This is a genomic window from Mesorhizobium sp. M0074, assembly GCF_040322975.1.
Lineage (GTDB): Bacteria > Pseudomonadota > Alphaproteobacteria > Rhizobiales > Rhizobiaceae > Mesorhizobium.
This window is the reverse complement of record NZ_JAMYUM010000033.1, coordinates 26,993-51,210: the sequence shown is the minus strand read 5'-3', so window position 1 is coordinate 51,210 and position 24,218 is coordinate 26,993. Positions and strand designations below refer to the sequence as shown.

Annotated in this window: 20 protein-coding genes and 2 pseudogenes; 16 read left to right on the top strand and 6 right to left on the bottom strand. The window is 61.3% G+C overall.

All coding sequences use genetic code 11. The features are described from left to right. Positions 1–393: 393 nt before the first annotated feature. Together NKJ73_RS31245 and NKJ73_RS31240 are read left to right on the top strand one after the other, a co-directional pair. Positions 394–2,391 (top strand): conjugal transfer protein TraG, encoded by a 1,998-nt coding sequence (locus NKJ73_RS31245; RefSeq protein ID WP_352572207.1) that lies wholly within the window; start codon positions 394–396, stop codon positions 2,389–2,391. Then, on the top strand, positions 2,375–2,830 hold the full coding sequence (locus NKJ73_RS31240) for a CopG family transcriptional regulator (RefSeq protein WP_502905413.1): 456 nt from the start codon (positions 2,375–2,377) through the stop codon (positions 2,828–2,830). Before NKJ73_RS31245 ends, NKJ73_RS31240 begins: the two co-directional genes overlap by 17 nt. 1,195 nt (positions 2,831–4,025) lie before the next feature. Here the strand turns inward: NKJ73_RS31240 and NKJ73_RS31235 are convergent. Further along, positions 4,026–4,331 (bottom strand): hypothetical protein, encoded by a 306-nt coding sequence (locus NKJ73_RS31235; RefSeq protein ID WP_352572206.1) that lies wholly within the window; start codon positions 4,329–4,331, stop codon positions 4,026–4,028. 516 nt (positions 4,332–4,847) lie between these two features. Then, positions 4,848–5,750: a hypothetical protein gene (locus NKJ73_RS31230; RefSeq protein WP_352572210.1), complete on the bottom strand. Its 903-nt coding sequence runs from the start codon at positions 5,748–5,750 to the stop codon at positions 4,848–4,850. Between the two features lie 723 nt (positions 5,751–6,473). On the opposite strand from NKJ73_RS31230, the gene NKJ73_RS31225 reads away from it, so the two are divergent. Next, on the top strand, positions 6,474–7,529 hold the full coding sequence (locus NKJ73_RS31225; protein WP_352572205.1) for a GSU2403 family nucleotidyltransferase fold protein: 1,056 nt from the start codon (positions 6,474–6,476) through the stop codon (positions 7,527–7,529). A gap of 226 nt (positions 7,530–7,755) precedes the next feature. On the opposite strand, the pseudogene NKJ73_RS31220 reads toward NKJ73_RS31225, so the two are convergent. Both NKJ73_RS31220 and NKJ73_RS31215 read right to left on the bottom strand, forming a co-directional pair. Then, positions 7,756–8,144 (bottom strand): annotated as a pseudogene (locus NKJ73_RS31220) (type II toxin-antitoxin system VapC family toxin). After that, a pseudogene (locus tag NKJ73_RS31215) lies at positions 8,144–8,390 on the bottom strand (type II toxin-antitoxin system VapB family antitoxin). Before NKJ73_RS31215 ends, NKJ73_RS31220 begins: the two co-directional pseudogenes overlap by 1 nt. A 549-nt stretch (positions 8,391–8,939) precedes the next feature. Here NKJ73_RS31215 and trbB point away from each other — a divergent pair. The 13 genes from trbB to NKJ73_RS31150 all read left to right on the top strand — a co-directional run bounded on the left by trbB (position 8,940) and on the right by NKJ73_RS31150 (position 22,610). Continuing rightward, positions 8,940–9,956, top strand: a complete 1,017-nt coding sequence (gene trbB, locus NKJ73_RS31210; RefSeq protein WP_352572204.1) for a P-type conjugative transfer ATPase TrbB — start codon at positions 8,940–8,942, stop codon at positions 9,954–9,956. After that, on the top strand, positions 9,953–10,294 hold the full coding sequence (locus tag NKJ73_RS31205; RefSeq protein ID WP_352572203.1) for a TrbC/VirB2 family type IV secretion system protein: 342 nt from the start codon (positions 9,953–9,955) through the stop codon (positions 10,292–10,294). Before trbB ends, NKJ73_RS31205 begins: the two co-directional genes overlap by 4 nt. Then, positions 10,294–10,557 carry a VirB3 family type IV secretion system protein gene (locus NKJ73_RS31200; protein ID WP_352572202.1) on the top strand — a complete coding sequence of 88 codons (264 nt, stop codon included), beginning with the start codon at positions 10,294–10,296 and terminating at the stop codon, positions 10,555–10,557. The genes NKJ73_RS31205 and NKJ73_RS31200 overlap by 1 nt, the downstream gene beginning before the upstream one ends. Positions 10,558–10,623: 66 nt before the next feature. Next, positions 10,624–13,074: a conjugal transfer protein TrbE gene (gene trbE / locus NKJ73_RS31195; protein ID WP_502905412.1), complete on the top strand. Its 2,451-nt coding sequence runs from the start codon at positions 10,624–10,626 to the stop codon at positions 13,072–13,074. Continuing rightward, the gene (gene trbJ / locus NKJ73_RS31190; RefSeq protein ID WP_502905411.1) at positions 13,071–13,820 is read left to right on the top strand and encodes a P-type conjugative transfer protein TrbJ; all 750 of its coding nucleotides are present in this window, start codon (positions 13,071–13,073) and stop codon (positions 13,818–13,820) included. The genes trbE and trbJ overlap by 4 nt, the downstream gene beginning before the upstream one ends. 12 nt (positions 13,821–13,832) lie before the next feature. Further along, the gene (gene trbK-alt / locus NKJ73_RS31185) at positions 13,833–14,201 is read left to right on the top strand and encodes a putative entry exclusion protein TrbK-alt (protein ID WP_352572201.1); all 369 of its coding nucleotides are present in this window, start codon (positions 13,833–13,835) and stop codon (positions 14,199–14,201) included. Further along, positions 14,198–15,568: a P-type conjugative transfer protein TrbL gene (gene trbL / locus NKJ73_RS31180; RefSeq protein WP_352572200.1), complete on the top strand. Its 1,371-nt coding sequence runs from the start codon at positions 14,198–14,200 to the stop codon at positions 15,566–15,568. The genes trbK-alt and trbL overlap by 4 nt, the downstream gene beginning before the upstream one ends. Continuing rightward, positions 15,565–16,251 carry a conjugal transfer protein TrbF gene (trbF, locus tag NKJ73_RS31175; RefSeq protein ID WP_352572199.1) on the top strand — a complete coding sequence of 229 codons (687 nt, stop codon included), beginning with the start codon at positions 15,565–15,567 and terminating at the stop codon, positions 16,249–16,251. Before trbL ends, trbF begins: the two co-directional genes overlap by 4 nt. A gap of 32 nt (positions 16,252–16,283) precedes the next feature. Continuing rightward, positions 16,284–17,312: a P-type conjugative transfer protein TrbG gene (gene trbG / locus NKJ73_RS31170; RefSeq protein ID WP_352572198.1), complete on the top strand. Its 1,029-nt coding sequence runs from the start codon at positions 16,284–16,286 to the stop codon at positions 17,310–17,312. Then, complete coding sequence (locus tag NKJ73_RS31165) at positions 17,309–18,541, top strand: TraB/TrbI/VirB10 family type IV secretion system protein (protein ID WP_352572197.1); 1,233 nt, start codon at positions 17,309–17,311, stop codon at positions 18,539–18,541. Before trbG ends, NKJ73_RS31165 begins: the two co-directional genes overlap by 4 nt. Continuing rightward, a complete protein-coding gene (locus tag NKJ73_RS31160) occupies positions 18,507–18,668 on the top strand; it encodes a DUF2274 domain-containing protein (RefSeq protein ID WP_502905410.1) in 162 nt (53 codons plus the stop codon). The genes NKJ73_RS31165 and NKJ73_RS31160 overlap by 35 nt, the downstream gene beginning before the upstream one ends. Further along, positions 18,656–18,943 carry a DUF2274 domain-containing protein gene (locus tag NKJ73_RS31155; protein ID WP_352572196.1) on the top strand — a complete coding sequence of 96 codons (288 nt, stop codon included), beginning with the start codon at positions 18,656–18,658 and terminating at the stop codon, positions 18,941–18,943. Before NKJ73_RS31160 ends, NKJ73_RS31155 begins: the two co-directional genes overlap by 13 nt. 295 nt (positions 18,944–19,238) lie before the next feature. After that, entirely contained in the window at positions 19,239–22,610 is a 3,372-nt protein-coding gene (locus NKJ73_RS31150) for an ATP-binding protein (RefSeq protein ID WP_352572195.1), read from the top strand. A gap of 371 nt (positions 22,611–22,981) precedes the next feature. On the opposite strand, the gene NKJ73_RS31145 is transcribed toward NKJ73_RS31150, so the two are convergent. Further along, positions 22,982–23,707, bottom strand: coding sequence for a phytochelatin synthase family protein (locus NKJ73_RS31145; protein ID WP_352572194.1), 726 nt, complete (start codon positions 23,705–23,707; stop codon positions 22,982–22,984). A gap of 222 nt (positions 23,708–23,929) precedes the next feature. Then, a complete protein-coding gene (locus tag NKJ73_RS31140) occupies positions 23,930–24,130 on the bottom strand; it encodes a hypothetical protein (RefSeq protein ID WP_352572193.1) in 201 nt (66 codons plus the stop codon). Positions 24,131–24,218 lie beyond the last annotated feature (88 nt).

Genomic DNA, 24,218 nt, shown 5'->3' with positions numbered 1-24,218 from the left:
CTCATCCCCAGCCTCCGTTCGCTGAAGATCAAACCGGACAACTCGTCTGCTACCTAACCCGGACAACTCATCTGCTTACGACAGCCAGGTGTCGGACCCCTTTCCCATTCGAGGCGCAAGTGGGATCGTTGTGCAGATCTGCGATTTAGTTGATCTCCTTCACGACCACCAGAATGAGAACAGTCACGATTGTTCCATGGTGGCGCAATGGCAACGACCCGACTCTGATCTCTCTGCCCAAGTGAAATACTTTCCAAAGAAGTCTCGCACCGAATTCTGCAAGTCTTTCTATCTCACAGTACGTCCTGCCGCTTTTGACAACTCCTTCCGCTTGCATATCTCGACACTCGGTCTTTCTTCGTTGTTCGGGTCATCAGATCGGAGACACGACAAGTGCCGGCAACCAAGATTTTGTGGGGACAGGTCCTCACCACCCTTGGGTTCGTCCTCGTGACAACATGGGCAGCGACACAATGGACGGCATGGCGGCTCGGCTTTCAGAGCCAACTCGGTCCGTCCTGGTTCGAACTGGCGGGACAGCCCATTTATCCCCCGCCGGCATTTTTCTGGTGGTGGTTTTTCTATGACGCCTACGCGCCGAAGGTCTTTGTTGAGGGCGCGGCGATTGCGGCAAGCGGCAGCCTGATGGCGATCGCCACCGCGATCGGGATGTCGGTATGGCGCGCGCGCGAGGCAAAGGACTCCGCGACCTATGGCTCGGCACGCTGGGCGACGCGAGCCGAAATCAGAGCCGCAGGCATAGTCGGTCCTGATGGCGTGGTGCTCGGCAAGCTCGACCACGACTATCTACGCCATGACGGTCCCGAACACGTGCTGTGTTTTGCGCCGACCCGAAGCGGCAAGGGTGTTGGCTTGGTCGTGCCGTCGCTGCTGACTTGGCCGGGTTCGGCAATTGTCCACGACATCAAAGGCGAAAACTGGGAACTGACGGCCGGATGGCGCGCACATTTCGGCCGGGTGCTTCTGTTCGATCCGACCAATGCCGCATCCGCGGCCTATAACCCTCTGCTGGAAGTGCGACGAGGCGAGCGGGAAGTTCGAGATGTGCAGAACGTGGCGGATGTCCTGGTCGACCCGGAAGGCACATTGGAACGCCGCAACCACTGGGAGAAGACCAGCCATGCGCTGCTGGTCGGCGCCATACTGCATGTGCTCTATGCGGAGAAAGACAAGACCCTTGCCGGTGTGGCGAACTTCCTCTCCGATCCACAGAGGCCAATCGAGACGACGTTGCGCGCCATGATGCTGACCCGGCATTTGGGCGATGCCGTCCCGCACCCGGTCGTCGCGTCGGCTGCCCGAGAACTGCTCAACAAATCCGAAAACGAGCGCTCCGGCGTGCTCTCGACGGCCATGAGTTTTCTGGGCCTCTACCGCGATCCGGTTGTGGCCAAGGTGACGTCATGTTGCCACTGGCGGATCGCCGACCTTGTCGAGGAGAAACGGCCGACGACCCTCTATTTGGTCGTGCCGCCATCGGATATCAGCCGCACAAAGCCGCTAATCCGCCTCGTGCTTAACCAGATCGGCCGCCGACTGACGGAAGATCTCCATGCGAAGGATCATCGACAGCGTCTGTTGATGATGCTCGACGAGTTCCCGGCGCTCGGCCGGCTTGATTTCTTCGAAAGCGCGCTGGCCTTCATGGCCGGCTATGGCATCAAGTCGTTCCTGATCGCACAATCACTCAATCAGATCGAGAAGGCCTACGGACCGAACAATTCCATCCTTGACAATTGTCACGTACGGGTAAGCTTCGCCACCAATGACGAGCGGACAGCCAAGCGCGTCTCAGACTCTTTGGGGACCGCGACCGAGTTGCGCGCCATGAAAAACTATGCCGGCCACAGATTGTCGCCCTGGCTCGGGCATCTGATGGTGTCGCGGCAGGAAACGGCGCGCGCTCTGATGACGCCGGGCGAGATCATGCAGCTGCCGCCCACCGACGCAATCGTCATGATCTCGGGCCAGTTCCCAATCCGAGCGAAGAAGGCACGCTACTTCGCCGATCAGCGGCTTGCCGAGCGTGTCCTGCCGCCACCGAAAGCCGGAGAGAGCTTGAAAGCCGAACGCTCTGACGACTGGACCGGAACGACGGTTCTCATGAAGCAGGAGGGCAATTCTCAAGAAGCGAGGTCCGTCACGGATCAGCAGGACGACGATCCGGCCAATGGCGGCATCCGCCGCCAGCCCGAGCTTCCCGAACACGAGGACATCGCACCGGAGCGAACAACACAGCGCGACGATGAGTTCGATCTTGACCGGGACGAGCCCGACAATGACGCCATGCGCCGTCGTGGTGTCGATCAGGCTATGAGGCGCGCAGCACGTCAGGCCGCTCTTGACCCCAGTGATGGCATTGAGCTTTGAGCCCATGAAGAACGCGAAGAAAAAACGTCTGTCTGCCTATCTTGATCCTGACGTGATGAACGGACTGGCCGATTACGCTGGGCGGCGCGAGGTCTCGCTGTCACTGGTCGCCGAGGCTGCGCTCGCATCGTTTCTGTCGCCGGATGCCGAAGAGCGGAAGCAAGCGGCGATAACTCGCCGCCTCGACCAGATCGATCGACGCGTGCAGCGTGTCGAGCGTGACGTCGGAATTGCTATTGAGACGCTAGCATTGTTCGTCCGGTTTTGGCTCAACTCGACCCCAGCCTTGCCGGAATCCGCTCAGGCCGAAGCCCGCGCGAAGGGTTTGCAGCGTTATGACAATTTCGTCGATGCGCTCGGTCGCCGGCTCAGCAAAGGACCAAGGCTGAGGCAAGAAATAGCCGACGATGTCCCGCCAGCGCCGCCAGCGACTGGATGAGCTGCCGGCAAGACAGGCGCTTCAACAGCCCAACCCCAGTGCCCGATTTCGGAGCTATTTTGCGCAGTTGATGCCCATCAGATCACCGTTCATCGGAGCGGCGGGCCTCGGCAAGGGTTATTGCCACCGAAACCGGACATCGGGCCACGATCGATGCCCAGGGCTTCTTCTTAGGCGCAGTAACTTTGAAACAAATCCTGCCGGCAGGCGTTCCAGCATGGCGGGCGGCGTTGCCGGAGGACCCAATGCCCGACGAATACAATGACATCGTCATCCCCCAAGACCACGATGCATCGCCGCTTCGGGAGGAGGAGTATTTCGTCGTCTGCCCGGCGTGCGGCCAGGCGTTGGACATCAGGTGTATGGCAGAGGCGCTTCATTCACAACGAGCTGGGCCACGAGCCCTACGACCTTCACTCGTAGTCGGCAGTTACCGACGACCCTCGACGAACGTCCAGCCTGGTCGAGACCAACACCGAGGGTAAGTTCTCGCTCATCTGCCCCGGCGTTGCCGTGTGATCGGCTTACAACGATTCTCCGTCGCAAGGGCGGAGCTTCGCCAGCACGCTATGTCGTGACAGACACCTTGCGGCCTTTCAGCGACGACTTGATTGCCGTTGCGGTTGTTGTCGATGCGGTCGCGGCCGTCACCGACCGGGTTGTTAACCCAGGGGAGGGCGCTTACTCCACCGCAACCATGTCGCCCAGTTCCGTCGCGACGCTCCGAAGCAGACCTATTGCCGGCATCGGGGCCCGGGACGAACATGTGATCTCCATAATGGGTACGAGCCGGAGCCCATCGCGATTGAAACTGCTGACCGGCGATCAGGCGCTCGTTGCACAGAAAGGTTACGATCAATCGCGATGCCCGCGCTGCCTTCACCCGAAATGTGCTGGGCATCTCCTTCCACAGCGCACACGTGAGACACGTCCTGGACGGGCGCGCCGCCTGTTGCCGAGAGCGACGATCGCGAATCCGAACGCTGGACGGCAGGTGAGGCGCGGTTGCGACTTGCTTCACCAGTAATCTCGAAGACGCCAGGGACGCACTACGCTGGACGCGTGCCCTAGCCGTCGAGCTCCCATTTATCCGTTCGTCCGCTCCATATCCGGCTGGACCGCGCCGCACCCTTGGGCTGTCCAAAGGCGTTGGCATCTTCCCTACGCCGACACCGGCCGTTGTATCGCCGGAGCGTCAACCCGCTGAAGTCCGGCGGTGCTTTCTCAGCCGAGTGATCGCCGACTTGTCGACCGTGATCACCCCGCCGCAGTCAATCCGCACAGAGAGTTTGTTCGCCCGGCAATCGATGCGGGTGACATCCCCAACAAGAACCACTCGGTCGCCGGCCCGGACTTTGGGTGGCGGATCAATCGTATAAGGATGGTCATACGAAGGAATGCTCACCCTGGCGCGCCCGCTGGGGAGAATCGTGATGACGGTACCTGCCAGCGCAACCTCATCGCCGACCTCAAATTCGCGAGGCATGTTAACGTGCAGCATGGTCTTCCTCCCGATGCTTTCCAAATTGATGCTTTGCTAATGCCCGGCCAACCAGGTTGGTTGCTTGCAATCGGCTTCGTACGGTTCCGCACAATGCCAAGCTGGGGTATGCACTCCCAGTTGGCCTCGGATCGGCATTGTGTGCGTCGAATTCTGCAGAAATGGCTTTACATTCAGCGATGACCTTGGCGCGCCCAGGCCCGTGTTAGCGGAACGGCGAACTTCCTCTCGGTCGGCGATGGCCATAAACGCGGAGCGTGGAGCGAAAATGGATCCTTCGCCTTCGGGTACTTCGTCCGGTAAATTCGAAGAACGCCGACGCTGGCTTCAGCTGCCACGCGGGTTATTGGAGCCAGATCATTGATGCGGGTGTCGCGCGCCTACGGCAGGTCAAGTTCGGTTTCATTCGTCCCGATCTTCAAGGCAGCGACGCCATCATCCGGCAATGTTCAGCCAGCTCATATGTTGTTCGCAATTGCTGCACATGGAAGGTTCCGATCGGTTGACATTTCAACACTAGAGCAACCGGACAGACGTTGGAAGCGGCCCAAGCCTTGCCCTTCTTCGGGCCACGCTTCGAGCTTTTTGGCGAGCTATCCTGAGTTCGGGCAGCGTTGGTTGCCACCAGCCTCGTTGCCGTTCCGCTAACTCGGCAGCACGCCGAGCGGGCCATGTTCTAATCAATTCAGCCAACGTCGCCGGACGCCATCTGCCCCAGACATGGTCGACGTTCGCCTCGATCAAATGCGGATAGAACGCTGCTAACTCCGAGGCGTTGACGAGTTCACCCGAAATCTCGGTGAAGACCACGATGCCGTATTGCTCCGTCGCCACGGCACGGCCAAGCCGGGGTAAATCGTCAGGGGGCAGTGGATAGCGACGTCGCCTGCGTTCGGCATACCGCAATCTAGCGGCTTTATATTCCTCGGAGTCTTTGGATGCTTCCCGTCGCCGTTTCCTCTCCTCCGGTTCTGCGCGGCGTGCGGCCCTTTCGATACTTGGCCAATGGCGCCTCAACTCCTCGTAGGAGCGGAAAGGCACCCTCCAGGCCCGCAGTTCGTCGTCCCAGCTCGCCCATGGAACGGCTCGCAGTTCTTCGAGAACCGTCCGCGAATATGGCGTGCGGATGCGCAGGTCGTCCGCGACTTCCAGATACCGGCTCGACAGGGGATCGAAGGCGAAGGCATCCCGTCCCTTGCTGTCATCATGTGCTACTCGTAGATCCGCCTCTTGCGCCTGCCAGCGCTGGATGCGCCGCGCGGCAGTCTTTCCCGGCACGAACCAGCTTTTGCGCTCGTAACTCCACCTGGCGCGCGGAAATGCCTGTCGAAACCGCTCAACCGCCGCGCGATCGTACGGAAAGCGCGCTTCGGCTCCAGGAGCTGGCTGCGGTGCAGCAGGGGCGTCGGATTTTTCCATCAGATTGCGAAGCACAGCACTGCTCGCAAACAACGTGGTGCAGTTCATTTGGGTCCAAGAGCACCAGAACGTATGGTCAGAGCCGCTAGGGGCAGCCAATGAGGCGATCGGTGAAACTGCTGAATGCTAGCGTGGGAAAGCTTCGCCGCGCCGGACCGTTTATTCTGCTCCAGGAGAGGTCCATTCATGCCCAGACTAGATGCAAAACCCCATTGCCAAACGGCCAACGAGCCCTCGTTCGCGTCCCCTGAAAGCGAGGAGACGGAAGTGAACCACATCGTCGAAACGCAAGTGTATCGCCAGCCCAGGCGCGGGAGCTTGTGCGGCGCCACGGAAACGACTGGCGTAAGATCGATAATGCCGCCAAGTCTTACAAGGACGACAGCTAAGCACTTCCAAGCCGGGGGAAAGGGAGCTTTGTCACGACATCCGCGGAGTTGCAAATCGAGCGGATCGGCTTGAGGTGACGAATGACCACCATCGCCATGTTGGTAGCTTTCTCAGACCGTTCGCACCGGCCCGGTCTGGGGATCGAATAAAACCAGCGAAGGCCGCGTTCGAGCGGCGCTTTTGCTTCGACTGCGCTGCCGTAGAAAAGCCGCTCCGTCGTAATATTGTTAATTAATACAGTTACTTCAACAGTCGCAGTGGAATCACGTGAGAGCTGTTGCAATCGGGCGCTCCGCCGCCTATTCTGTCTTGCAACAGCTCTGAGCTAAACGTATGGTAACTGTTGAATTGATTGATTTTGTTGAATTAAATAACGATCAACGTCGGGAAAAGGTCAATTCCGACCAACGTTTCATTGCGCTCCAAGAGGCCCAAAGGAAGGCGAAGAGCTTTCGGGGATCCCTCGTCTGGCACACCGTGAACGGCATCGACCATTTGATGCGAAGCTACTACGACGCCGCTGGCGTACGACACCAAAAGGCAGAGGGTCGGCGCTCGCCGGCGAGCGAAGCTGTCAAGGCGAATTGGGAAGCAGCTCGCGCGTTCGCCCAAGAAACGCTCTCTGCGCGACAGGAGCAGATGGAGCGCCAATCTGCTGTCAATCGCGCGCTCCGGCTTGGGCGTGTTCCCCTGATCGCCGCAAGAATTATCAGAGCAATCGATAACGCCGGTCTTCTCGGGGAAGGCATTCGTATTGCAGGCACGAATGCGATCTACGCCTATGAGGCGGCGGCCGGAGTGTTCGTGGATCCCGGAATCACATCGACGCAAGATATCGATCTCCTCATGGACTCGCGCCAGTCCCTCAGGATCATGTCTGGCGCCAACGTCGAAGATGGAGCGCTCATCAACCTTTTGCGCAAGGTTGATCGGTCTTTCGAGCGTTCATCCGCCACATTCCGCGCGGTGAACCGCGACGGATATCTCGTCGATCTGATCAAACCGCTCGCAAACCCGGCGTGGAAGCCGAGCCGGGAAACTATCGGGAAGGCTGACGACGAATTGGTGGCCGCCGAGATCGCCGGCCTGGCATGGTTGGAAAATGCCCCTGCTTTCGAAGCAATCGCCATCGATGAAAAAGGCGGACCGTTACGGCTCGTGGCACCCGATCCGCGTATTTTTGCCGCTCACAAATTCTGGGTCTCAAAACGAGCTGATCGCGAGCCAATCAAGCGCCGTCGCGACCTGGCCCAAGCGCAAGTGGTTGCCCGGCTGACGACGCAGTATCTCGAGCATCTCCCCTACGAAGCAAGCGAGCTTCGGGTCCTCCCAAGGGCCGTTTTCGACGAGGCCCATCATTTGTTCGCACAACCAGCGTCGCGGCCGTGAATGTCTGAGCAACATGTTTGCCGGCTGGATTGGCCCTCAACTTCCAACCGATCGAAGACGCGGCCCAGCAGCGCCAGATCGGAGGGACGAAAGACGCCAGCTTGCCCTGCTTTGGGACCAATTGGCACGACACCCCTTGATGCAGGCCCAGCCGACAGGATCGAAACTAATTGGCGCTATTACAGGGTTCAAGCTGGAGACAGCCGGTGATCCTAGAGTCTCGTGCTCATGCCGGTTCGATATTCGTTTGGAAGAAGTCTTTGCCGATGAAAAGCAGCGGTTCGTCTGCACGCTTTGCCAAAGCATAGGACAGGAAATCGGCAAAATTCAGCGCCGCCGGGTGGTGGCCTTTGCCGTAGGTCAGCCAACCCTGGGTCGCCAGATCAACCAATTCGGAGTCGACAGGAATGATGTCGGCCTCGATTTTGCGCAGCCAAAGATCGATCTCGGCCAATCTCGTGTTCGCCGCGCCTGCTGACCAGCACCATGCGTGCCTCGGGCACCCCGGTTGCCGGGACCCGTCGGATTGGGTCGGGAGACCAGCGCTCGTTCCAGCCTTGCTGCCTCAGGCTCGCTCCGAAGGATCGCTACAACAGCTGAGGTATCGATCACCATCAGTTAGGGATTCCATGCTCGTCATACCCGATGATCTCCTCGTCGCTGCGAGTATCCAGTTCAGGCAATCGTGCCACTCTTTCTCGGATGGCGCGCAATTCTGCCAGCAGACGCTCCTGAGCGGTCTCTCCAAAGCCCAAGCGATGCAAGCGCTTGATGGATGGCTGCTGTCTTACTGATACCCTGGCGGCGTGCGAGTTCATCGGCGAGAGCAACGGTGGCCGGATTTTTGATATTCAGGGACACGAGAAACTTCAAAAATCAACCTTTCTGGCAATTTCCACCATAGTTCTCTAGGCTCTTCAACATACCTGCTAGCCTCGCCTACACCCGCGCCGGATTGATCATGACAATCGCCAGGCCGTTGCCTGCCAAGGCGGCGACCGCCAGTCTCTCGAAGCTGCCTGTCGACTCCAATCCGACAACGGCCGGCGAAAGGGCTGCCAATCGCCGAACCAGAGCCTCCACCCCGGCATGGTCATACCCACCGAGAACGCCTCGCCGGACGGCAAAACATGCACGTCGAGCCGATCCTTGGAACGTCGATGCCAATAATGACTTCCCAATCGGGCTTCGCTTGCGGCCCTAGATATAGCCGGCTGTTCTGCTGGAGCGGAGATAGCCAGTCGGGCACCGGTTGCTGAGCTATCGCGGTCGCCGCACCGCATTTCGCAAGTCTCTGCACGTCATGCCACGATCGCCGGTTTTGCTTGTTGCAAGGCCAGCGCTCCTGCCTTTTCTAATGATCCCCGACCGCGCCACGAATCAGTTCGTGGCGAGAAACGGGGACCCCGCATGGCGACCAACCATCATGCCAGCAAGGGAGCGGTGTCGCGCGGCACGCGCATGCTGCGCACCGCCCTCGGCCCGGCCATCGCAGGCTTCCTTGACGATCCAGCCATTGTCGAGGTGATGCTCAATCCCGACGGTCGCCTGTGGGTTGATCGTCTCAGCGAAGGACTCGTTGCAAGCAATGAAATACTGATCGCGGCCGACGGCGAACGGATCGTCAGGCTGGTCGCGCACCATGTCGGTGCGGAGGTGCATTCGGGCTCGCCGCGCGTTTCGGCCGAACTGCCCGGGACCGGCGAACGGTTCGAGGGTCTGTTGCCGCCTGTTGTCACGGCGCCAACCTTCGCCATCCGCAAGCCGGCAGTCGCGGTGTTCACGCTTCAAGACTATGTCGCCGCCGGCATCATGACCGAAGCCCAGGCTGGCGTCCTGCAGCTTGCCGTGAAGACACGGAAGAACGTGCTGGTGGCCGGCGGCACGTCGACGGGCAAGACCACGCTCGTGAACGCGTTGCTGGCGGAGGTCGCTAAAACCGCCGACCGCGTCGTGCTGATCGAGGATACGCGAGAGCTGCAGTGTGCTGCGCCCAATCTTGTGGCGCTGCGCACCAAGGACGGTGTCGCCTCGCTTTCCGATCTGGTGAAGTCGTCGTTACGCCTTCGGCCCGATCGCATTCCGATCGGCGAGGTACGCGGTGCGGAAGCGCTCGATCTGTTGAAGGCCTGGGGCACTGGCCATCCCGGCGGCATCGGCACCATCCACGCCAATTCTGCCATTGGCGCACTGCGGCGACTGGAGCAGCTCGTGCAGGAGGTGGTCATTACGGTTCCGCGCGCACTGATTGGCGAAACCATAGATCTCATCGCAGTTCTCGCTGGCCGCGGCTCAGCGCGCCGGCTCGTCCAGATCGCCCTGGTCGACGGGCTCGATCCGGCCACCGGCGACTACCGCACCCTGGAAGCAAATTTCGAGACCACAACGACCATGAATCGCCACTCTCCCTATGGAGCTTCAGAATGACCCAGATCCGCTTCAATTCATCGGCTATCCGCAAACTTGCCGTGGAGCTGTCGTATGCGGCGACCGCCGCGATCATAACGACTGCGCCCGCCCATGCTGCCGGTTCCTCCATGCCCTGGGAGGAGCCGCTTCAGCAAATCCTTGAGTCAATCGAGGGGCCAGTCGCCAAGATCGTGGCGGTGATCATCATCATCATCACCGGTTTGTCGCTCGCCTTCGGCGACACGTCAGGCGGATTTCGCCGGCTGATCCAGATCGTCTTCGGGCTGTCGATCGCTTTCGCGGCAAGTTCGTTCTTCCTGTCCTTTTTCTCCTTCGGCGGCGGAGCGCTGATCTGATGGAGGAGGAAGTCCGCGGGTTTTTCGCGCCGGTGCATCGTGCGCTCACCGAACCGATCCTGCTCGGCGGCGCGCCGCGTGCGGTCGCCATCGCCAACGGCACGCTGGCCTGCGCGATCGGATTGGGGCTTCGCTTGTGGATCGCGGGGCTCATCATCTGGGCGGTCGGGCATTTCGCGGCCGTCTGGGCGGCAAGGCGCGATGCGCAGTTCGTCGACGTGGTTCGCCGGCACCTTCGCTATCCCTCGCACTTCGGCTGTTGAGGTCCTCATCATGATGAACCTCGCGGAATACCGAAAGAACGGCGCCAGCCTCATCGACTATCTGCCGTGGGCTGCCCTGGCGGCGCCGGGCGTGGTGCTCAACAGGATGGCAGTTTTCAAAGGACGGCGCGTTTTCGCGGGCCGGATCTGGACTCCGCGACGCCGGCGGAGCTGGTTGGCACGACCGCGCGGCTCAACGGCGCGCTGCGCCGGCTCGGCTCCGGCTGGGCAATTTTTGTCGAAGCGCAGCGCAATCCTGCCAGCGGCTACCCAGACAGCCGGTTCCCGGATTGCGCATCCGCACTTCTCGACATCGAGCGTCGCGAACAGTTCGAAGACTCCGGTGTGCTGTTTGAAAGCAGCTACTTCCTCACCTTCGTGTGGCTGCCTCCGGCCGAGGAAGCGTCGCGCATGGAGAGTTGGCTCTACGAAGGCCGGGAAAGGACCGGCGTCGATCCTTGGGAGCTCCTGAAGATTTTTGTCGACCGCACCGACCGCGTGCTCAACCTCGTCGAGGGCTTCGTTCCCGAAGCTGACTGGCTCGATGACGGAGAGACACTGAGTTACTTACACTCAACCATTTCGACCAAGCGGCATCGCGTTCGCGTACCGGAAACGCCGATGCATCTCGATGCTCTGCTTGTCGATCAGCCGTTGGCCGGCGGATTAGAGCCGAGGCTTGGCGATGCGCATCTGCGCACACTCACCATCACCGGGTTTCCGACGATGACCTTCCCGGGGATTCTCGACGATCTTAATCGCCTTGCCTTCCCCTACCGCTGGTCCACGCGGGCGATCATGCTCGACAAGACCGACGCGACCAAGTTGGTGACGAAGATACGCCGTCAGTGGTTCGCGAAGCGGAAATCCGTCGCCGCGATCCTCAAAGAGGTGATGACCAACGAGGCATCCGTTCTCGTCGACACGGACGCCGCCAACAAGGCGGCCGATGCGGACGCGGCGCTCCAGGACCTGGGCTCTGACCAGATCGGCGAAGCCTATGTCACTGCCACCGTGACGGTCTGGGATGCCGATCCGTCGATTGCCGACGAAAAGCTGCGTCTGGTCGAAAAGGTCATTCAAAGCCGGGACTTCACCTGCATCGCCGAGGGCGTCAACGCTGTCGAAGCCTGGCTGGGCGGCATCCCTGGCCATGTCTATGCCAATGTTCGCCAGCCGCCGCTTTCGACGCTCAACCTCGCCCATATGATTCCGCTCTCCGCGGTCTGGGCAGGTCCGATCGAGAACGAGCATCTTGGAGCGCCGCCGCTGTTCTTCGCCAGAACGGAGGGCGCCACACCGTTCCGGTTCGGCCTGCATGTTGGAGACGTCGGCCACACCCTCGTCATCGGCCCGACGGGCGCTGGCAAGTCGGTCCTGTTGGCGATGATCACGCTGCAGTTCCGGCGTTACCAGAACAGCCAGGTCTTTGCCTTTGATTTCGGCGGCTCAATCCGCGCGGCCATACTCGCCATGAATGGTGACTGGCACAATCTCGGAAGCGATACCGCAAGCGGGCAGGGGTCTGACGATCCGTTGCCCTTGCTCACTTTGACCGATCTGTCGGACGACGTTGACACCGTGTCGCTGCAGCCGCTTGCCCGCATCCATCATACGCCGGAGCGGGCCTGGGCGGCCGACTGGCTTTTCGACATTCTACTGCGCGAAGGCGTGTCCATCACGCCGCAGGTGAAGGAACATCTGTGGTCGGCGCTGACGTCGCTGGCCTCTGCGCCAGTCCAGGAGAGGACACTGACTGGCCTGTCCGTGCTGCTGCAGTCCTCGCCGCTGAAACAGGCGCTTGGTCCCTACTGTATCGGCGGCGCTTTTGGCCGGCTGCTTGATGCCGAGTATGAGCGTCTCGGCGAAGCCTCCGTCCAGGCGTTCGAAACCGAGGGCCTGATCGGCACGGGTGCTGCTCCCGCGGTGCTTGCCTATCTTTTCCACCGCATCGAGCAGAGGATGGACGGCCGGCCGACACTGCTGCTCATCGACGAGGGCTGGCTGGCGCTCGACGATGGCGGTTTCGCCGACCAGCTGCGCGAATGGCTGAAGACGCTGAGAAAGAAGAACGCCAGCGTGGTCTTCGCCACGCAGTCGCTTTCCGACATCGCCGGATCGCCAATCGCGCCGGCAATCGTCGAAAGCTGCCAGACGCGGCTGTTCTTGCCGAACGAGCGCGCTATCGAGCCGCAGATCGCCGAGATCTATCGACGCTTTGGTCTCAACGATCGTCAGATCGAGATCATCGCCCGAGCGACACCGAAGCGCGACTATTACTGTCAAAGCCGCCGCGGCAACCGCCTATTCGAGCTGGGGCTTGGTCCAATCGCGCTGGCACTCTGCGCCGCATCCTCCAAATCGGACCAGGCCGCGATCGACCGGATAATCGCCGAGGCCGGCCGAGAGCATTTCCTCGAGGCCTGGCTAGCGGAGCGCGGTCTCTCCTGGGCGGCCGACCTCATCCCAGGTCTCACCAACGTGATCGACCAGTTCACAGAGGAGATTTCGTCATGAATTCCAATCTTGCAGGCAGCCGAATCCGTCGCATGGCGGCAGCCGGCACCATCGCCGTCGCCATGGCGCTGTCATCGGCACCAGCATCGGCGCTGATCGTGTTCGATCCGAGGAACTATGCCGAAAACCTGCTTTCGGCATCGCGTGCCCTGGAGCAGATCCACAACCAGATCACCTCGCTGCAAAACGAAGCGCAGATGCTGATCAACCAGGCGAAGAATCTCACGTCGCTGCCGACCTCGCTGCTTGGCCAGATCGAGGGCAATTTCTCCGAGATGAAGAGCCTGCTCGGCGAGGCCGGCAAGCTGGCCTATAGCGTCGAGGAGATCGAGAGCCAGTTTACCTCCGCTTACGAGAATTTCGGTTCGGATCTGTCGAGCCAGCAGCTTGTCGACGGCGCGCGTCAACGCTGGCAGACCTCGGTGTCGGCCTTCGAGCACTCGCTGAAAACCGGCGCCGTTGCGGTCGACAACATCGCCGGGACACAAGAGCAGACGAGTGAGCTGGTCGGTGCCAGCCAGTCGGCTGTCGGGGTGCTTCAGGCAACGCAGGCCGGCAACCAGCTCCTCGCCGTGCAAGCCAAGCAAGTTGCCGATCTCACTGCGATGCTGGCCGCACAAGGACGAGCCGAAGCCCTTGAGCAGGCGAGGCGGGCGGCCGCGCAGGAGCAGGCACGCGAACAGTTCAGCCGTTTCATGACGGGCAGCAGCTACAGCCCGTCATCGGTAAAAATGTTCCACGACTGAGGCCACAGTCGCATGGATCTCAAGATCGCCGCCCGGATAACAGCCGTTCTTGCCCTTGGCGCCGCCATGACCGCCGCCACCATGGCGCTGCGCGGCGACGGCTCGCAGGACGCGTCCTCCCCGCGCTCCGCATATCCGGGCGGCGAGCCGGCTAAGGTCGAGCTTGCCCGATGCCGGGCCATCGGCATGGCGGCCGTTAACGACGAAGCCTGCAGAAGAGCCTGGGCGGAAAGCCGCCGACGCTTCCTGCAACCATCCCGCCCCATCGCGCCAAACGCGGCTCCGTGGATCGAAAAGGACCAGAGCCGAATGCTGCCGCTCCAACCGCCAACTCCGCCTCGCGCCGAAGACCGGTTCCATCCCGAAACGGTGGCGCCATGAACGACACCGGCGTGATCGATCGCTTCCTGGAGACCTTTACCCGCTATATCGATTCCGGCTTCGGGCTGCTCGGCGGCGAGGTCGCATTCCTCACCTCCACTTTGATCGTCATCGACGTCACGATTGCCGGCCTGTTCTGGGCTTGGGGTGCTGATGAGGACGTGCTGCACCGACTGATGAAAAAGACGCTCTATATCGGCTTCTTTGCCTTCATCATCGGCAACTTCAATCGTCTGGCCGGGATCGTCTTCGAGAGCTTTTCCGGGCTCGGCCTGAAGGCGGGAGGCTCGGCACTTTCGGGCGCCGCACTGCTGCAGCCGGGCCGCGTCGCGCAGGTCGGCGTCGATGCCGGCAATCCAATCCTCGAAGCCGCCAGCCAGTTGATGGGCTACGTCTCGTTCTTCGAGAATTTTGTTCAGATCGTGGTCCTGATGATTGCTTGGGCGATCGTGCTGATTGCGTTCTTTGTTCTCGCCGTACAGATCTTCGTCACGCTGGTCGAATTCAAGCTGACGACGCTTGCCGGCTTCGTGCTGATCCCTTTTGCGCTGTTCAACCGGACCGCCTTCCTCGCTGAAAAAGTGCTCGGCAACATCGTTGCCTCCGGCGTGAAAATCCTGGTGCTCGCCGTCATCGTCGGCATCGGCTCGGGCCTGTTCGGCGAGTTCACTCAAGGCTTTGGTGCCGAACAACCGACGATCACCGATGCGCTGTCGCTTGTTCTCGGCGCATTGTCGCTGATGGGCCTGTCGATCTTCGGTCCCGGCATCGCGACGGGGCTGGTTTCGGGTGCTCCGCAACTGGGCGCAGGTGCCGCTGTTGGCACGAGCCTCGCCGTTGGTGGCCTTGGCGTAGCCGGCGCTATGGGCGCCCGCGCCGGATTGAGCGGCGCAGCAGGCGGGCTCAGTGCAGGCGGGCGCATGTCGGCAGCCGCCGCACGTGGTGGCGCGCATCTGGCCGGCAGCACTTCGGCCGCCTGGGAACTTGCCGCAGCCACGTCTGGAAGAGGTGGTGCAGACTCAATCGCCGCCGGCATGGCGGGTGTCGCAAAGGCTGGCGCCAGCGCTGCCGTTCAACCCGTCAAGCAGGCAATGTCGCGCGCCGCGTCAGCCCTGTCCGATAGCTACGAGGCCGGCCGCTTGGCAGCTTGGGCTACGACGAGTGGAGAGCGATCGTCGCGAACGGCTTCCTCCGGTGACTGGTCGACCACCGAAACCAGTGCCGACGCCCCGCCCGCATGGGCAAAACGCATGAAGCGCGGCCAGGCCATGAGCCATGGCGCCAGCATCGCCGCGCATTCAGTTCATTCGAGCGATGATGGCGGCGGCTCAATGAATGTTTCCCTCGATCAGGACGACCGCCGATGACCCCCTTTAGACGCCCTTTTGTTCGTTACGGAAAAACGCCTCACCCCGAGACGCCATATCAGCGTGCAGCCCAGATTTGGGACGAGCGCATCGGCTCGGCTCGCGTCCAGGCGAAAAACTGGCGGCTGATGGCCTTCGGCTCGCTCGTCTTGGCCGGCGGTTTTGCATCCGCATTGGTCTGGCAGTCGACGCGCGGCTCAGTGGTTCCCTGGGTGGTGGAGGTCGACAAGTTCGGCGAAGCGCAAGTTGTCGCTCCGGCCATTGCCGACTATCGGCCGACCGATCCGCAGATCGCCTGGCATCTGGCCCGCTTCATCGAACAGGTCAGAAGCATTCCGGCCGACCCGGTCATCGTCCGCCAAAACTGGCTGCGCGCCTACGATTACACCACAGACCGCGGCGCCATTTCCCTCAATGATTATGCTCGCTTGAACGACCCTTTTGCCAAAGTGGGCAAACTCCAGATGGCCATCGAGGTTTCCAGCGTCATCCGTGCTTCGCCGGATTCCTTCCGCGTCGCCTGGATCGAGCGCCGCTACGAGAACGGCACCTTGGCCGGCACCGAGCGCTGGACCGCAATCCTCACAGTCGTGATCCAGCCAACCCGCGACGCCGACCGGCTGAAAGCCAATCCGCTCGGCGTCTACGTCAATGCCATCAACTGGTCGAAGGAGCTTTCATGATGTCTGCGGCACGAACATTGGCGAGACCGGCCATGCGCAATGGGCCCAGGGCGCGCATCCTTGCCCTGGCACTAACGTCAGCAACGGCGCTCGCCGGCTGTGCTTCGAAAAAATACATTCCACCCGAGATCCAGTATGACGATGCCAGGCCTGCCGTGCAGAAAGTCGACCCACCTGCTCCAGTGAAGGTGGTGGAAGTGCCAAAGCCGCTTCCGCTGCCTGGTCAGTTGAAACCGGTCGAGGCCACGAACACGAAGGTGAAGCCGGAGCCAGCCGATCCGAAGCAGCGGATCAGCCAGGCCAATGAGGCCGCACGCATGCAGCCGGTTCGCGACGGTTTCGTCAATGCCATCCAGCTCTATCCCTGGAGTGAGGGCGCGCTCTACCAGATCTACGCCGCACCCGGCCAGGTCACCGACATCGCCTTGCAGCCCGGGGAGCAGCTTGTCGGCTCCGGGCCAGTCGCCGCAGGTGACACAGTGCGCTGGATCATCGGCGACACGCAAAGTGGGACAGGGGAGCGCCAGCAGGTCCACATTCTTGTGAAGCCGACACGGCCGGACCTCCAGACCAACCTCATCATAAACAGCGACCGCCGCACCTATCATCTCGAGCTCCGGTCGACCGAAAAGACCTATATGGCCTCCGTCTCCTGGCAGTATCCGCAGGACCAGCTGATTGCGCTGCGGCGCCAGAATGCGCAGGCTTCCGCCACAAAGCCGGTTGCGACCGGCGTCGACCTCCAGAAACTGAATTTCCGCTACCGCATCGAGGGCGATGCCGCACCCTGGCGGCCGCTTCGCGCCTTCGACGACGGTGCAAAGGTCTACATCGAGTTCCCGTCGGGCATAGGGCAGGGGGAAATGCCGCCGCTGTTCGTCATCGGCCCTTCGGGTGGTTCAGAACTGGTCAACTACCGCGCTCGCCAGAATTACTACGTCGTTGATAGGCTGTTTGCGGCCGCTGAATTGAGGCTCGGCGACAAGACGAGCGAAAAGCGCGTCCGCATCGTGCGGACGGACGCGAAACGACGCCAGCCTGGCGCGGGGCTGTTCCGATGAGCGACCCTGCAAATGCACTCAACCATGACATTCGAGCCGAACTGCGCCTTCGGCCCGAACCGGCCAGGGTCACGCGATTGTCGCGCAAGGTGCTGATAGGGGTTGGTGGGGTTGCCAGCGCTGCGATCCTCGGCACGTTGATTTGGGCGCTCGACACTGGACGGCGCGGCACCGAACAACCGCCCGAGCTCTTCACCACTGAAAACCGCACCACCGCCGACGGGCTGCAGAGCCTGCCGAAGGATTATGCCGGGATTCCGCAACTCGGCCCCGCGCTGCCCGGCGATCTTGGCCGGCCGATCTTGCGTGCGCAGGAGCGCGGCCAGCCGACCGGGGCGCCGAACATCAGTGGACCGCGCGCCGATCCGGAAGAACAGCGCCGCCTGGCCGAGATCGAGGCCGCCCGCGTGGCAAAACTGTTCACCGACACCAGCGCGCGGGTGCATCGGGTAAGACAGGATGCAAACACGGTCGCGAACACTTTGTCCGGCCCGACACCGCCGATCGAGGAGCCACCGATCGATCCTGGCGCCGCGCAAAACGTGCAGGATCGCAAGCTGGCCTTCGTCAATGCCGAGCCAGACCGTCGCACAGTCAGCCCCAATCGGCTCGCCGAGAAGGCCTCGCCCTATGTGGTGCAAGCCGGCAGCGTCATTCCAGCTGCCCTTATCACCGGCATCCGCTCCGACCTGCCCGGCGAGATCACCGCTCAGGTCACGGAAAATGTCTACGACAGCCCGACAGGATCCCATCTCCTGATCCCGCAGGGTGCGAGGCTGATCGGCCAGTACGACAGCCACGTCGCCTTCGGCCAGTCGCGCGTGCTGCTGGTCTGGAACCGGCTGATCATGCCTGACGGCACCTCGATCGTGCTGGAGCGCCAGCAGGGCGCAGACGCTGAAGGATTTTCCGGGCTGGAGGACGAGGTCGACCGTCATTGGGGCCAGATGTTCCGGGCCGCAGCACTCTCGACATTGCTGGGCATTGGGACATCGCTTGGGTCCAGCGACGACGAAAGCGAAATCGCCAAGGCCATCCGCGAAAGCGCTCAGGATTCGGCCTCCGATATTGGCCAGCAGCTCGTGCGCAATCAGCTCAATGTCCAGCCTACGCTCACCGTGCGGCCCGGTTTCCCGGTTCGCGTGATTGTCAATCGCGACCTTCTTCTTGTTACGGCACGCCAAAGGATCCATCATGACCAAGCTGAAACTTTCCGCCATTCGCGATGACCGTCCGGTCAAGATCACCGTCGAACTGCCTGCCGCCGTTCATCGCGACCTCGTTGCCTATGTCGATTATCTGAACAGTCAACATGTCTTTGTCTCACAAGCAGGAGGTGAACCATGCCGGATCTGAGGCTCGGTCGGCTGCCGAAGGTCGGCGTCGTCCGCATGACCATCTCCCTGTCGGAACCGCTCAAGGAGGAACTCGACCAGTATGCAGCCGAACACAGCCGGCTCTACGAACCCGTGGACGCCGCAGCCCTGATTCCGCACATGCTGGAAGCCTTCGTCCGTTCGGATCGCGGCTGGCGCGGCCGTAAGGCGAAGGCCGGCCGTGCCCGTCAACGAGGGGCGTCTCCAGCCAGCAGTACGACACGAAGCGGTGCTGAAGGTGATGGCTCCGCCTGAAGCTGTCCTGGTGGCTTTACCCTAAGCGGAAGTTCGCTCGCCCTCGGTTGAACTCACACTCATGACCCGACCCGGACCTTCGCATCCTGATCGTGCAAGGTCCGCCCTGAGTCCAAAATCGCCCGTTCCAATCTGGCGGCTGGGGTTAACTTCAGCAACCATCCTCCCAGCATTGCCAAGCGCTCGAGAAATGACCGAAGGAATCGCAGTATCCTGGAGTTTTTGTGCTCGCTCTGCAGCATATTGAGGTAGACTGAAACAACTTGCCGTGACGAATTCCGATGGGGGGAGACCCATGGATGTTGGCAGCTGGCTGCGCAGCTTGGGACTTGCTCAATACGCTGCAGCCTTTGAAGACAACGCGGTCGACGCTGAAACCTTGCGCGAATTGACTGCCGAAGATCTAAAGGAGCTCGGCGTCAGCCTCGTCGGCCATCGTCGCAAGCTGCTTGCGGCGATGGCCACGCTCGCGGACAGACCTGTCTCGAGCGGCAACTACACCCAGTCGGAGAATCCCGACCGGGGTAATGGCGACGTGGCTGAGCGTCGCCAATTGACAGTCATGTTTTGCGATCTGGTCGGATCAACAACGCTTTCGGCGGAGCTCGATCCGGAGGATCTCCGCCAGGTGATTGGCGACTACCAGGCCGCCGTGACTAAGGAAGTCAACAAACTCGGCGGTTTCATCGCCAAGTACATGGGGGACGGCGTTCTTGTATATTTCGGCTATCCGCACGCGCACGAGGAAGATGCCGAACGGGCACTGCGGGCCGGTCTCGCCCTCGTGGAGCGGATCGGCCGTCTTGAATGGCGAGAGACTAGGCTCTCAGCGCGAGTCGGTATAGCAACCGGTATAGTAGTCGTAGGCGATCTGATCGGCCACGGCAGCGCACAGGAGCGAGGGGTGGTGGGTGAGACGCCCAACCTGTCCGCCCGCCTCCAGGCAATGGCCAGGCCCGGAAGCGTCCTGAGCGACGATACGACGCGAAGGCTCGTTGGCGAGCTTTTCGAGTGTCGTGATCTCGGTGCTGTTGAGGTCAAGGGCCTTCCGACCCCTGTACGGGCGTGGGAAGTGGCTGGGCTGAGCACGATCGACAGTCGCTTCGAGGCACTGCATGCGACGCGGCTCACTCCAATGATAGGGCGCGACGAGGAACTTGGCCTATTGCGGCGCCGCTGGGAGCGTGCCAAGGCCGGCGAAGGACAGGTCGTGCTTGTCTCCGGCGAAGCGGGTATTGGCAAGTCCCGCCTCATCGCTGCAATACAGGATAACGTCGGCGACGATCCGCTTACGACCTTGCGCTACTTCTGTTCACCGCATCACCGCGATAGCATGCTGTATCCCTTCATCGCCCAGTTGGAGCGTTGGGCAGACTTTGCGCGGGATGACCGTCCGGCGGCCAGGCTCGATAAGCTGAAGAATTCGGTCGGCGCCCTTCCCGCGGCACCGCCTGACACGCTCTCCCTCCTGGCCGACCTCCTCGGCATAGCCGATGAGAGCATCGCGCCGGTCACGGCCGATCCGCCGCGCAAGCGCGAGATGATGCTCTCGCTATGGCCTCGGCTGTTCGAGGCGCTGACAAGAGATCGACCGCTGCTCGTCCTCTTCGAGGATGCGCATTGGACGGATGCGACATCGCTTGAGGTGCTCGATCGCGCGGTGTCGCAAATCGCTCGCCTTCCTGCCCTGCTCGTCGTGACATTTCGGCCTGAGTTTCAGCCCTCGTGGATTGGCCAGCCTGCCGTTTCAGCGATCTCCCTCTCGAGGCTGCTGCCCCACCACACGAGCGCGCTCATCGCAGGGGTCACACGCGGCAAGCCATTGCCTCCTGAGATTCTGGGGCACATCGTTCACCGTACCGACGGAGTACCGCTGTTCGCTGAGGAACTGACCTTCATGCTTGTCGAGAGCGGGATGCTTCGAGAGAAGGAGGAACAGTTCGTTCTCGATCAGCCGCTCCCGGCGTTGGCGATTCCCGCCAGCCTGCAGGCTTCACTCATGGCCCGGCTCGACCGCCTCGCTCCGGTGAAGGAGATCGCGCAGATTGGCGCCGCGATCGGCCGCGAGTTTTCCTATGAACTGCTTGCCGCCGTTGCGCGCCGTACAGATGCTCAACTGACCGGTGCACTCGACCAGCTCACCGAGGCAGGCCTCGTATTTCGTCGCGGGACGCCTCCGAACGCCAGCTACATCTTCAAGCATGCCCTTGTGCAGGACGCCGCCTACAACACGCTCCTGCGCGCCCGGCGGCGGGATCTGCACGCCAGAATCGGCCATATGCTCGAGGCGGGCTTCCCTGAAATCGTAACTTCACAGCCCGAACTTCTTGCCCACCACTTCGCAGAGGCAGGCCTTGACGACGCTGCGATAGATTACTGGCGCAAGGGTGGCGAGCGTGCCCTTGAGCGCTCTGCAAATGCAGAAGCGGCCGCGCATCTCGAGCGAGCGATCCGCCAGCTCGTTACCTTGCCGGAAAGTAAAGAGCGCAACCGTCGCGAATTGCCACTACAAATGGCGCTCGGCTCGACGACGAGGGCTTTGAAAGGACACGCGGCTGACGAGACTTTGAAGGTCTACAACCGCGCACGTGCGCTCCTCGACGAGACCGTCCCCGTAACGCAACAAATGGCAGTGCTGTATGGCGCTTGGACCGTGCCCGCGGTCCGTGGCGACTGGGTGTCCGCGCTGGAGATTGCCAGGCAATCGCTCGCGCTGGCGCAAAGCGATGACGACCCCGAAGCTGCTGCCTTCGCAAGCCGCATGAACGGAATCGCGCTTTGGTTGACAGGATCCTTGGAGGAGGCCGTGCCGCATCTCGAGCGAGCAGTCAGGCTCTATGCGCCAGGATCAGGCAACGTCACGGACCTTCGCTACTCACAGGACCATGCCGTCTGGGCCCTCTCGGTCCTGGCTTTGGTGCTGTGGTCGCTTGGCCATCCCGACCGGGCAACTGAAGCAGCGGTCCGCTCGCTGGAATGGGCGAGAGCGATCAACCATGGAATGACAACCGGGTTCTCCCTCAGCTTTGGCTCTGTGCTTTGGGGCTTCTTCCAGGAGGGGCCGCGGCCGGGCGGCGCCGACGCCGATGAGGCCCTCGAGTTCTGCATGGAGCACGACCTTAGATCATACATCTCATGGGGACAGTTCTACTGCGGCCTGGCGCAAGTGCGCCATGGAGAACACCACAACGGACTCGACCTGATGCGAGCCGGGATGTCCGGCATGGACAAGATTAACTTTCGGATCCTTTGGACGGCTCATCTCGGCCACCTCGCCTGGGCGCTTGCGTCGGCGGGTAAAGTCGGGGAGGCGATGGACGTACTCTCGAAGGCACTTCGGGCCGTCGACCAGTACGGCGAGAAAGCGTACGAGGTGGAGCTTCACCGCCTCCGCGGCGACTTGCTCTGGCAAAGGGGCGCAGTCAAGGAAGCAGAGATCGAGTTCTGCAGAGCGGTTGAGATCGCGCGGGCTCAAAAGGCGAAGTCGTGGGAGCTCCGCGCCGCCACAAGCCTTGCACGGCTACACGCCGAGCGAGGACATAGGGCTCAGGCCCTCGAAGTCCTCTCGCCGGTCCAATCTTGGTTTATTGACGACTTCGACACAGCCGATCTACGGGCCGCCAGAACACTTCTCCACACTTTGGAGCTGGACGCTGAGGTTGGGTGAGCCAATTGCCGTGCGGTCGCAGCGCCAACTTTGGTCGCTCGCCTGTGCGAATTTGATCCGACATTACGGCTTTCGAATTTCGCTGACGTGCTGCCGCCATTTCGCCGATTGGACGATCGCCTTAGGTATATCGAAGGTCTTCGAAGAGCGGGACTGCCAGAATAATGCCCTATAGCGCCGAGCGAGGCTTGCAGAATCTCGGCGTTCGGGTCGGATCGCGTGCCTGGTGTGCTTAATGCTAATGTCAGGAACTGGCGCTCCCTTCCTGTTCGAAAGCCGGAAGAATTGACCGATGCTGACTTTTGCTGCACGGGGGCAATCACCGTTACTAGAGCATGTTTCACCTAGGTTGAAGCGAACCTCGGCCATCGCTATTGAACAGAAGCCGCCGATACTAGGACGAAGCCGCGGGTCTTGTTCTCGTTGTCGGAGTCCTGGGTGTTCATCGCATCGAAAAGCTCAGATGCCTTCACCCACACAGGGGGGTATTTGTACCGTGCGACATCCAGGATGAGAAAGCGGTCTGCTTTCCCGTCATAGGCTGCCAGCGGCGAGATATGGCCGCCTTTCTCCTGTCCGATTGCCTTGCGGAGGTAGTTGACGATTACGAAATGGTTCGGCTGGCCGAGATAAGAACTCGCCAGCTTGCGGAACTCGTCGACTGAGCTGTCGGCGGCATGGTGGACTTCTGCCTTGACCGGCCGCGTCGCAAGAATTCCCCCGATCTGATCGAGGGTCATACCTTTCTTCGCCAAAACATCTCGGGCGAGAATGGCGTCCGTTCGTTCATCGAGGACATTGTCCTGCGTGAAAGTGCGATATGGCTCGTACTCCGGAACCGAAGGCGCCGGTACATTGAGCGCGTTCAGCACCATGACGATGCTGGCGACACCGCAATAGGACTGTGTCTTCTGCGTCAGAAAGTTGCTTGCGAGAGGGAAATAGGCCTCCCGTGCATCGCTTTCGACGAAGTAGTTTTCGCCAATATCAGAACTAAAGCCGGCCAGATTGTCAGGAAGCTTGAGGGTTTCGGCGCTTGCGCTGGTGACGAACAGCCCCAATGCGACCACTGCCCCATGAACGAAGTGCTTAGACATGGCAACGTCTCCGCTGGGTGATGGTGCCACTATACCAGAAGGACGGGCGTGTATCACCATCCCCGTTCAGGGTCGAAGGTCGGGTCGAAAAGAGATGCTTCCCGGCGGGATCATGTCCATCGCTCAAGCGTAAGATGCCAAGACTGAGGGTATAAGGCTCGCTGGCGAGTTGACTGAGGTCGAAACCGGCAAATGAGCCACACGCTATACCGACTGCCGCAGCTAGCCGCAGCGCTCGCGGGGAGAAGTATCCGGCGCTGGTGGCCAAGCTCGATCGGCTCGCGCCCTTTCATTGCCGGCCTGATGGTTCAACGCGTTCCCCTCATCGTCGCCGAGTTGGGTGCCGATGCCGACCCGTTCATGCTGCTGCTGCACGGAGCGCCGCGCGAGAAAGAACGTCGGCAAAATCTCCGAGCGCACCATGGCCCGCCATATCCTTCCGCAAAGCAATCGGCCAAGCTCGGTCAAAGGGGATGCACCTGTTGGCCGACGACGATATCACCCCGCTCGA

Bases quoted from the DNA above. Each gene is read 5' to 3' on its own strand.
- NKJ73_RS31165 (WP_352572197.1), top strand. From the start codon at position 17,309: ATGAGCGACCCTGCAAATGCACTCAACCATGACATTCGAGCCGAACTG.
- trbL (WP_352572200.1), top strand. From the start codon at position 14,198: ATGAACGACACCGGCGTGATCGATCGCTTCCTGGAGACCTTTACCCGC.
- NKJ73_RS31235 (WP_352572206.1), bottom strand. From the start codon at position 4,331: ATGCTGCACGTTAACATGCCTCGCGAATTTGAGGTCGGCGATGAGGTT.
- NKJ73_RS31205 (WP_352572203.1), top strand. From the start codon at position 9,953: ATGACCCAGATCCGCTTCAATTCATCGGCTATCCGCAAACTTGCCGTG.
- NKJ73_RS31225 (WP_352572205.1), top strand. From the start codon at position 6,474: ATGGTAACTGTTGAATTGATTGATTTTGTTGAATTAAATAACGATCAA.
- NKJ73_RS31145 (WP_352572194.1), bottom strand. From the start codon at position 23,707: ATGTCTAAGCACTTCGTTCATGGGGCAGTGGTCGCATTGGGGCTGTTC.
- trbB (WP_352572204.1), top strand. From the start codon at position 8,940: ATGGCGACCAACCATCATGCCAGCAAGGGAGCGGTGTCGCGCGGCACG.
- NKJ73_RS31230 (WP_352572210.1), bottom strand. From the start codon at position 5,750: ATGGAAAAATCCGACGCCCCTGCTGCACCGCAGCCAGCTCCTGGAGCC.
- NKJ73_RS31155 (WP_352572196.1), top strand. From the start codon at position 18,656: ATGCCGGATCTGAGGCTCGGTCGGCTGCCGAAGGTCGGCGTCGTCCGC.
- NKJ73_RS31240 (WP_502905413.1), top strand. From the start codon at position 2,375: ATGGCATTGAGCTTTGAGCCCATGAAGAACGCGAAGAAAAAACGTCTG.
- trbK-alt (WP_352572201.1), top strand. From the start codon at position 13,833: ATGGATCTCAAGATCGCCGCCCGGATAACAGCCGTTCTTGCCCTTGGC.
- trbG (WP_352572198.1), top strand. From the start codon at position 16,284: ATGCGCAATGGGCCCAGGGCGCGCATCCTTGCCCTGGCACTAACGTCA.
- NKJ73_RS31200 (WP_352572202.1), top strand. From the start codon at position 10,294: ATGGAGGAGGAAGTCCGCGGGTTTTTCGCGCCGGTGCATCGTGCGCTC.
- NKJ73_RS31140 (WP_352572193.1), bottom strand. From the start codon at position 24,130: ATGGTGCGCTCGGAGATTTTGCCGACGTTCTTTCTCGCGCGGCGCTCC.
- NKJ73_RS31150 (WP_352572195.1), top strand. From the start codon at position 19,239: ATGGATGTTGGCAGCTGGCTGCGCAGCTTGGGACTTGCTCAATACGCT.
- NKJ73_RS31160 (WP_502905410.1), top strand. From the start codon at position 18,507: ATGACCAAGCTGAAACTTTCCGCCATTCGCGATGACCGTCCGGTCAAG.
- trbF (WP_352572199.1), top strand. From the start codon at position 15,565: ATGACCCCCTTTAGACGCCCTTTTGTTCGTTACGGAAAAACGCCTCAC.
- trbJ (WP_502905411.1), top strand. From the start codon at position 13,071: ATGAATTCCAATCTTGCAGGCAGCCGAATCCGTCGCATGGCGGCAGCC.